Source organism: Brachymonas moutaii (nom. illeg.) (assembly GCF_049977365.1).
Lineage (GTDB): Bacteria > Pseudomonadota > Gammaproteobacteria > Burkholderiales > Burkholderiaceae_C > Brachymonas.
Map to the genome: position 1 here is coordinate 1 of NZ_JBNGEN010000045.1, position 301 is coordinate 301.

Annotated in this window: 1 protein-coding gene; it reads left to right on the forward strand. The window is 45.8% G+C overall.

Annotated elements, in window-relative coordinates; translation table 11 throughout:
- Window positions 1-63: 63 nt before the first annotated feature.
- A partial coding sequence (locus ACP2WS_RS11350; protein ID WP_426460862.1) for a hypothetical protein occupies window positions 64-301 on the forward strand: 238 nt, incomplete at its 3' end.

Consider the following 301-nt stretch of genomic DNA (forward strand, 5'->3'; position numbering starts at 1 on the left):
AGTGCAGAATATTGAAGACTTTTGCAAATTCCTGCGCTGCCGTCACTTATCCGATCGATAGTCATGAGTTTTTCGTGGTCGTTGATCGCTCTCCCCAAAAAGCAGTTAGCCGGGCTGCAACAGCATGTGCTTCCAAGTATGGAGTGGATGGATGCACTATCAGCCGACATGAAGGCAGGTATCCCTATGCTGCTTGTTCAGGTTATGAATATGGTGCATACACCAAAAAATAGCCCAGAGCTTTTATACATCTCCTTCTCCTTGCGAAACAGATACACATTCTCAACCTCAAAACCGAGGA